Origin of the sequence: Streptomyces sp. NPDC088762, assembly GCF_044750905.1 — a bacterium.
In the GTDB taxonomy this organism is placed as follows: Bacteria; Actinomycetota; Actinomycetes; order Streptomycetales; family Streptomycetaceae; genus Streptomyces.
This window is the reverse complement of sequence record NZ_JBIVKT010000011.1, coordinates 268,958-276,815: the sequence shown is the minus strand read 5'-3', so window position 1 is coordinate 276,815 and position 7,858 is coordinate 268,958. Positions and strand designations below refer to the sequence as shown.

The following is a 7,858-nucleotide window of genomic DNA, read 5'->3' as shown; positions in this document are numbered from 1 at the left end:
GGGACCCTGTGGGAGAGTAGGACGCCGCCGAACAATCATTGCGGGAAGCCCCGCACCAAATCCTTCGGGGTTCGGTGCGGGGCTTTTCTGCGTTCGGGACCCTCCGTTCTGCGTTCAGGGCCCTTCGCTAGGATCTTCGATCATGAACCAGCACGTGATACGTCCTGTCCGAATCGGCGAGTGGGAGAAGGTCAAGGAGCTGCGTATCGCGGCTCTGCGGGATCCCGCGGCCGGCGTGGCTTTTCTGGAGACCGAGGAGGCCGCCCTGGGGCGGCCGGATGCCTTTTGGCAGGAGCGCACGGCGGGTGCTTCGCACGGCAGGGCGGCGAGACAGTTCATCGCCGAGGCGCCGGACGGGACGTGGAACGCGAACGTCGTCGTCCTGGTCGAGGAGGCCGGGACCATCGGGATCTTCGATGAGGACATCGAGGTGCACCAAGGGCATCTCGTCGGGGTGTTCGTGCGGCCCGAGCAGCGGGGGAGCGGGCTGACCGAGGCCCTGTTCGAGGCCGCGCTGGAGTGGTCCTGGTCGTTGGAGGAGCCGGCGCTGGAGCGCGTACGGCTCTTCGTGCACGAGGAGAACGGGCGGGCCGCGGCCTTCTACCGGCGGTTCGGGTTCGAGGCGACGGGGCTTGCCGTGCCCGTGCCCACTGACCCTGATGCGCGGGAGATCGAGTACGCGTTTCCGCGGCCCAAGGCTTAGGGGAGGTCCGCCTCCGGCCAGCGGGAGCGGGCCTGTTCGCGGCTGCGGCACAGGGCGAGGAGGGGGAGCGTCTCGTCCTGGAGGAGCTCAGGGAGCTGGGGGATGGGCGCCACCGCTGCCACGTCGTCCAGGACCAGGGACAGTGGTGGGTCGAGCCGACCGTGGGATGACCGTGCGGCCATGCGGCGGCCGTGCTCGACCACGTGGGCGGCGAGTGCGGTGAGCAAGGGCATCGCACCCGGGTGGGTACGGGGGTCCTCCAGGGCTTCACCCACCACGTAGAGGGTGCCCCCTTCGGCAGTGAACGAAGCCAGGGTGAGGGCATCCGTTCGGTTGGGATTGCAGGCCTCGCGGATGTGGATCGAGGTCAGGCAGGAGAGGGCACGGGTCGTCAGGTGCTGGGCCAGCTCTCGGCGTTCGGAGTGCGCGGTGAGGGCGCTCTCCAGTTCGCCGGCCGAGCCGGGCGCCGCTTGGGGGTGGGTGCGCAGGATGCGGACCGGGTCCTGGGCGTTGTTGCCCTGGGTCCAGCGGTGGAGCTGCTTGAAGGGGCGGTCGTCCAGGGCGGCGGCCTGGAGCCAGCTGCGCAGGAGCGTTTCGGCGGTGTCGGCCACCGCGGCGTCCATCCGGGCCTGCGGGCGTACGGGCGCCAGCAGGGCGATCGCGCGGGCGGCGGCGGTGTCCCGGTCGGCGCAGCCGTCGGTCGGGTTCCAGTGCATGCGGGCGGGGGTGTCGCAGAGGTGCGAGGGGTCGTAGAGGAGGACCGGGCCGAGTTTGGCGCGGGCGTCCTTGGTCTCGGCCCAGAGGGTGGGGGAGGAGGTCACGATGAGTGCCGCTCCCTCCGTTTCGCCGATACGGGCCACGGCCGCTCGGAGGCGGTCGTTCGGGCCGGCGTAGGTGAGGCGTTGCGGGGCTGCCGGGGCCCGTGAGGCGGTCGGTGTCCCTGGGGCGTAGCCGAAGCCGTAGCGGTAGGCCTCGTCCGCCGGGCGGGCTCCGCCCACGGTCTGAGGGTGCGCGGCGGGGGCTCCGGCCGGGGCCTGTGGGCCCGCCGGGCGGGGGCGGCTGGGGGTTCTGCCCCCAGACCCCCGCGCCTCGAACGCCGGCGAGGCTGAATGGGCCTCCGCTGAGTGCGTAGGTGCGGCTTCGAGGGCGGTCTGGCGGGCCAGGGCGCGGCGGGACTTGGTGCGGGCGATCACGCCGATGGCGAAGACGGTGAGGACGAACAGCACCAGCAGCTGGCTGATGAACAGCCCCCAGAACAGGCCCCAGCCGGGGAGCGCGGCCGGGTCGGTGTCCGGCCAGGCGCCCGCGACATCGTGCGGTTGCGCTATCAGGGCGCGCACGGCTCCCGGGGTGCGGGTGAAGGTGACGGTGGCGGGCCAGGCGCCCTTGGAGAAGAGGGCGGCCAGGCCCGTGGCCGACCAGGTGAGGACGGCGAGGCCGAGGAGGAAGGCCAGGAGGGCGACCAGTAGCCCGTCCGGGATGCCGCCCCGGGCGGGGGGCTGCGTACGTCGTACGTCGTGCATGGTCAGGCCACCGTGGTCGCGGACGGGCCGCCGCTGCCGCGGCGGCGTTCGATGGCCAGGGCCCTCTCCTCCGCCTCCAGTTCGGCGGCCAGCATGTCGTCGTGGAGGCGGGTGGGGGTGGAGGACTCGGTCATGGCGCGGTCGGTGAAGACCAGGGGGCGTTCGGCTTCGGTGATCAGGTGTTTGACCACCTGGACGTTGCCGTTGACGTCCCAGACCGCGATGCCCGGGGTGAGGGTCGGGATGATCTCCACGGCCCAGCGGGGGAGGCCGAGGACGCGGCCCGTCGCGCGGGCCTCGTCCGCCTTTTGGGCGTAGATGGTTCTGGTGGAGGCCATCTTGAGGATGGCCGCGGCCTCGCGGGCGGCGGCTCCGTCGACGACGTCGGAGAGGTGGTGGACGACGGCGACGAAGGACAGGCCGAGGCGGCGGCCGAACTTCAGCAGGCGCTGGAACAGCTGGGCCACGAACGGGCTGTTGATGATGTGCCAGGCCTCTTCGACGAGGAAGATGCGCTTCTTGCGGTCGGGCCGGATCCAGGTGTGCTCCAGCCAGACGCCGACGATCGCCATGAGGATCGGCATGGCGATGGAATTGCGGTCGATGTGGGAGAGGTCGAAGACGATGAGGGGGGCGTCGAGGTCGATGCCGACGGTGGTGGGGCCGTCGAACATGCCGCGGAGGTCGCCGTCGACGAGGCGGTCGAGGACGAGTGCGACGTCGAGGCCCCAGGCCCGGACATCGTCTATGTCGACGTTCATGGCGAGCGCGGATTCGGCCTCGGGGTGGCGCAGTTGCTCGACGATGTCGGTGAGGACGGGCTGGCGGTCCTGGATGGCGTCGACGACGTAGGCGTGGGCGACCTTGAGGGCGAAGCCGGCGCGTTCGTCGAGGCCGTGGCCCATGGCGACTTCGATGATGGTCCGGAGCAGCGCGAGCTGCCCGGTGGTGGTGATCGACGGGTCGAGGGGGTTGAGGCGGATCCCGTCGTCGTTGGCGGCGATGGGGTCCAGGCGGATGGGGGTTATCCCCAGCTGCTGGGCGATGAGGTTCCACTCGCCGACGCCGTCTTCGCCCTGGGCGTCGAGGACGACGACCTGGCGGTCCTTGAAGCGGAGCTGGCGCAGGACGTAGGTCTTCTCGAGGGCGGACTTGCCGTTGCCGGATTCGCCGAGGACCAGCCAGTGCGGGGCCGGGAGCTGTTGTCCGTACAGCTGGAAGGGGTCGTAGATGTAGCCCTTGCCGCTGTAGACCTCGCGGCCGATGATGACGCCGGAGTCGCCGAGTCCGGGGGCGGCGGTGGGCAGGTAGACGGCCTGCGCCTGCCCGGTGGAGGTGCGTACGGGCAGGCGCGTGGTCTCGACTTTGCCGAAGAGGAAGCTGGTGAAGGCGTCCGTCAGGGCGGACATGGGATCTCGCATGGGCGGCACTTCCCTCCAGCTAGCGTCGGATGCCGGTGGCGAACGGCAAGGTGTTGACGAAGGCGCGGTGGTGCTCGCGGTCGCACCATTCCAGCTTCAGGTAGGACTTGCCGGCCGAGGCGCGGATGGTGCGCTTGTCGCGGGCGAGGGCTTCGGGCGAACGCGAGGACACCGTGATGTACCCGACCAGGTTGACTCCTGCCGCACCACTGGCGAGATCTTCACCCCTCTGGTCGAGCCGGCCGTGGGCGGCGATGTCGCGGGGGTCGACGGTGCGGTTCATCTTGGCGGCGCGGGAGGCGTCGGCCTCGTCGTTGGTCTTCTCCGTGAGCATGCGCTCGATGGCCACCTCGGTGGGCTCCAGGTCCATGGTGACGGCGACGGTGCGGATGACGTCGGGGGTGTGGACGAGGAGCGGGGCGAGGAAGTTGACGCCGACGGGGGTCATCGGCCACTCCTTCACCCAGGCGGTGGCGTGGCACCAGGGAGCGCGGGTGGAGGACTCGCGGGTCTTGGCCTGGAGGTAGGTGGGTTCGACGGCGTCGAGTTCGGCGGGCCAGGCGTTGCGCTTGGTCATGGCCTGGATGTGGTCGATGGGGTGGTCCGGGTCGTACATGGAGTGCACGAGGGAGGCCAGGCGGCCCTGTCCCAGCGGCTGGCGGACGCGGATGTCGGCTTCGGCGAGGCGGGCGCAGATGTCGGTGAGCTCGCGGGCCATGACGATGGCGAGGCCGGCGTCGCGGTTGAGCTTGCGGCCCTTGTGGGAGGTGGAGGCGCGGGCGATGGTGTGGGCCTCGGCGGCCAGGTCGCGGGTGTAGTGCATGCAGGCGACGAGGTAGGCGCGGTGCTGTTCGGAGGAGGTGGACACCATCGACTGGAGCTGGTCGTACGAGTCGCGCAGCCAGGCGGGGGCCTGGGTGTCGCCGCGCTGGGCCACGTCCTTGGCGTGCGCGTCGGGGTCGGCGGGCAGCGTACGGGCGAGCATCTGCAGGCGGGTGACGAAGCCGTCGCCGTTGGCCACGTGCTTGAGGAGGGTGCCGAAGCGGTCGACGAGGGCTTCCTGGTCCTCGCTGTCGCGCAGGCCGACGCCGGGGCCCTCGATCTCGATGGCGGCGGTGACGGTGCGGCGGTCCGCGTGGAGGAGGACGGCGATCTCGTCGGGGCCGAAGGGGGCGGCGAGCCAGTTGATGCGGCCGATGCCGGGGGGCGGGCCGACCTCGACCTCGCGGCCGTCGGCGGCGCGGGTGCCGGCTTCCATGGCGGTGGAGCGGTAGGTGGTGCCGCGGCGCAGGGTGCGCTTGTAGCTGCGGTTGATCTCGAACCAGCGGTAAAAGGTGCGGCCCTTGTACGGGACGTACACGGCGGCGAGCGCGAGCATGGGGAAGCCGGCGAGGCTGACGATGCGCAGGGTGAGGTCGGGGACGAGCAGCCCGCTCATCATGCCGAAGAACGCCCCCGTGATGATCAGGGCGATCTCGCCGGTCTCGCGGTTCTTGCCGACGATCGCGTTCGGCCGGGCGCGGCCGATGAGATACGTGCGGCGGGGCGCGACCGGGTGCAGCTGGTGGGACTGGGTCGTCAACGCCCGTCACCTCCTGTGTTCCTCGTACTCGAACTCGTGCGGGGCGGGGGAGCGGCGGAGGGGACAGTTCCGCCGCCGGCTCCGCCGCCGGGGGTGCGGCTGCTGTGGGCGGCCACGCCTCCGGAGATCTGGTTGGCGTTGCCGCCGGCTCCGGCTCCGCCGCTCGCGCGGTGGGAGCCGCCGCCGCGGCTGCTGTGGGTCTTGATGCCCTGAGAGACGAGGGAGGCGGGGGAGCTGATGACGGCGGCTGCCTGGGAGCCGTCGGTGGCCTTGCTGCGGTTGGAGCGGGCGGAGGCGATCTCGTCGCCGAAGCCGGGCACGAAGCGGTAGATCATCGCGGAGGCGAAGATCGCCAGGAGGATGATGGCGAGGCCGGTGACGACGGCGGAGAAGGCGTTGGGGCCGTTCTCGCCGGCGAGGGCTCCGGCGAGGCCGAGGACGATGACGATGACCGGCTTCACGAGGATGACCGCGATCATGATGCCCGCCCAGCGGCGGACGTGGCCCCAGAGGTTGCGGTCGACGAGGCCTGAGTAGACGACGACGCCGAGGAGTGCGCCGACGTAGAGGAGGGCGGCGCGGATGAAGAGCTCGAGGAAGAGGATGCCGGCGGCGAGGACGGTGACGAGCGCGACGACGATCAGCATGATCGGGCCGCCGCCGATGTCGTCGCCCTTCTTGAGGGCTTCGGAGAAGGAGCCGAAGAAGACGTCGGTCTGGCCGCCGGTGGCTGAGGCGATGACCTCGGTGACGCCGTCGGTGGCGGACACGACGGTGTAGAGGATGAGGGGGGTGAAGGCGGAGGCGAGGACGGTGAGCCAGAGGAAGCCGATGGCTTCGGAGAGAGCGGTGGTGAGGGGGACGCCGCGGACGGCTCGCTTGGCGACGGCGAAGAGCCAGAGGACGAGGGTGAGGATGGTGGAGGCGGCGAAGACGACGGAGTACTGCTTGAGGAAGGCGGGGTTGGTGAAGTCGACGTTCGCGGAGCCCTTGACCGCTTCGCTGAGCTTGCCGACGATCCAGGCGGCGGCGTCGGCGCAGCCCTTGGCGAGGGAGGCCAGGGGGTTGAGGGCGTCGGCGGGGTCGGTGGGGGCCAGGCCGCGGGTGGGGGCTCCGCCGGATTCGCCGCGCTCGCAGTAGTCCTTGGCAGGGCCGCGGATCAGGTCGCAGGGGTTGTTGCTGGCCTGCGGACTGGGCGTGGCACCCGGCGGCGCGGAGGGGGTCGGGGTGGGGGCAGCCACCGCGCGGGTGGCGAGGAGGACGCCGAACGTCTGCAGGGCGGCCAGGGTGGCGGCCAGGGACAAGCCTCGACGGTCAGCGTGCATAGGTGAGTCCCCCGAACTGGGCTACCGCGGCGGCCATCTCCTCCGCCGAGGCGGCGGTCTGGTCCCGGCCCACCGGAGCGGGGCCGTCCTTCTGCGTGAAGTCGGAGACCCGCCAGTCGCCGTTGAGCCAGCGGAGCTCGAACGTGTTCGTGTACCAGCCCTCGGCTACCGGGTTCTTCGATCCCTCGCCCGCGAGGCCGAACAGCGCCGAGTACCAGACGGAGACGGTGGCGCTGTCACCGCCGAACTTCTCGACCTTCGTACCCACGGGGTTGACACGGGAGATGAAGGTCATGCCCTTGGGCGCCTTGGCTCCGGCATCAAGGCCGATCCGGGCCAGGAAATCCTGATCCGCATAGACCTTGTCGATGTCGTTCTGGCGCGCCGCGGCCACGTCGGGCAGGTAGACGGCCTGGACGATGGCCCGTCTGCGGGTGGCGTCGAACATGCCGTCAGAGCCGAGCGCGACGGCGTAGTTGGCGGCCGCCGACTGGGCGCCCTGTTCGTCATGGGCGAAGCCCTTGGGAATGACGCCGTTCTTGCCCGTCACGGGGGATGTGCCCGTGGCCGCCGTGGCAGAGGTCTGCGGAGCGTTGTCCGTCTGGGGGGTGGAGGGGGTGTCCGGGCCCTGGTTCGCGAACGCGATGGCGGCGATCAGGAGGACCACCACGCCGACCACCGTGATGAGGCTGCGGGAGGCGCGGGGGGTGCGGCGGGTGGGGCCGTACGGGTCCGCCGGGGGCTCCGGGAGGCGGGTACGGGTCTGGCCCGTGCCGCCGTACTCGTCGTCGTTGCTCATTCCGTTTCGGCCCCCTCCGCGTCGTACGACGGTAGCGCTGGTTCCCGCGCAGGCGCGGTGTGGTGATTCCTCATCAGGTACGGCCGCGGTGGCCCGGCTAGACGGCCATTCCGTAGACGATGGTGAAGAGGGTGCCCAGGGAGCCGATGATGAAGACGCCCGTGAGGCCGGCCACGATCAGGCCCTTGCCCTGTTCCGCGCTGAACGTGTCGCGCAGGGCGGTCGCGCCGATGCGCTGCTTGGCCGCCCCCCAGATGGCGATGCCGAGGCAGAGGAGGATCGCCACGGCCATGACCACCTCGATCATGACCTTCGCTTCGTTGCCGAGACTGCCGAACGGCCCCCAGTTCGGGGCGATTCCGCCGATGATGGTGGTGATGTCGCCCTTTTCGGCTGCCAGGATCATGTAACTCACCGCCCCTGTATGGGTAGTTCCGGAAGCCCGTGCCCGACGGCAGGGGTCGCTCACTATCTTCGCTGATGAAACCGCCGCCGTCGTCGACTT

Annotated in this window: 7 protein-coding genes; 1 reads left to right on the top strand and 6 read right to left on the bottom strand. The window is 70.7% G+C overall.

What is annotated here, in order from left to right:
* The first annotated feature begins 142 nt into the window (after positions 1-142).
* Positions 143-703 (top strand): GNAT family N-acetyltransferase, encoded by a 561-nt coding sequence (locus ACIP5M_RS24655; protein WP_401200616.1) that lies wholly within the window; start codon positions 143-145, stop codon positions 701-703.
* Here ACIP5M_RS24655 and ACIP5M_RS24650 read toward each other — a convergent pair.
* The 6 genes from ACIP5M_RS24650 to ACIP5M_RS24625 form a co-directional block, all read right to left on the bottom strand.
* Positions 700-2,226, bottom strand: coding sequence for a type VI secretion protein (locus tag ACIP5M_RS24650; protein ID WP_401200613.1), 1,527 nt, complete (start codon positions 2,224-2,226; stop codon positions 700-702). The two genes, ACIP5M_RS24655 and ACIP5M_RS24650, sit on opposite strands and share 4 nt — an antisense overlap.
* A gap of 2 nt (positions 2,227-2,228) precedes the next feature.
* Positions 2,229-3,647 (bottom strand): ATP-binding protein, encoded by a 1,419-nt coding sequence (locus ACIP5M_RS24645; RefSeq protein WP_401200610.1) that lies wholly within the window; start codon positions 3,645-3,647, stop codon positions 2,229-2,231.
* A 19-nt stretch (positions 3,648-3,666) separates the two neighbouring features.
* On the bottom strand, positions 3,667-5,229 hold the full coding sequence (locus ACIP5M_RS24640) for an SCO6880 family protein (protein ID WP_401200607.1): 1,563 nt from the start codon (positions 5,227-5,229) through the stop codon (positions 3,667-3,669).
* Entirely contained in the window at positions 5,226-6,554 is a 1,329-nt protein-coding gene (locus ACIP5M_RS24635) for a hypothetical protein (protein ID WP_401200604.1), read from the bottom strand. The genes ACIP5M_RS24640 and ACIP5M_RS24635 overlap by 4 nt, the downstream gene beginning before the upstream one ends.
* A complete protein-coding gene (locus ACIP5M_RS24630) occupies positions 6,544-7,353 on the bottom strand; it encodes a hypothetical protein (RefSeq protein WP_401200602.1) in 810 nt (269 codons plus the stop codon). The genes ACIP5M_RS24635 and ACIP5M_RS24630 overlap by 11 nt, the downstream gene beginning before the upstream one ends.
* 97 nt (positions 7,354-7,450) lie before the next feature.
* Positions 7,451-7,759, bottom strand: coding sequence for a hypothetical protein (locus ACIP5M_RS24625; protein WP_008742356.1), 309 nt, complete (start codon positions 7,757-7,759; stop codon positions 7,451-7,453).
* Positions 7,760-7,858 lie beyond the last annotated feature (99 nt).

Coding starts and splice junctions, on each gene's coding strand:
- ACIP5M_RS24655 (WP_401200616.1), top strand. CDS start 143: ATGAACCAGCACGTGATACGTCCTGTCCGAATCGGCGAGTGGGAGAAG.
- ACIP5M_RS24650 (WP_401200613.1), bottom strand. CDS start 2,226: ATGCACGACGTACGACGTACGCAGCCCCCCGCCCGGGGCGGCATCCCG.
- ACIP5M_RS24645 (WP_401200610.1), bottom strand. CDS start 3,647: ATGCGAGATCCCATGTCCGCCCTGACGGACGCCTTCACCAGCTTCCTC.
- ACIP5M_RS24635 (WP_401200604.1), bottom strand. CDS start 6,554: ATGCACGCTGACCGTCGAGGCTTGTCCCTGGCCGCCACCCTGGCCGCC.
- ACIP5M_RS24630 (WP_401200602.1), bottom strand. CDS start 7,353: ATGAGCAACGACGACGAGTACGGCGGCACGGGCCAGACCCGTACCCGC.
- ACIP5M_RS24625 (WP_008742356.1), bottom strand. CDS start 7,759: ATGATCCTGGCAGCCGAAAAGGGCGACATCACCACCATCATCGGCGGA.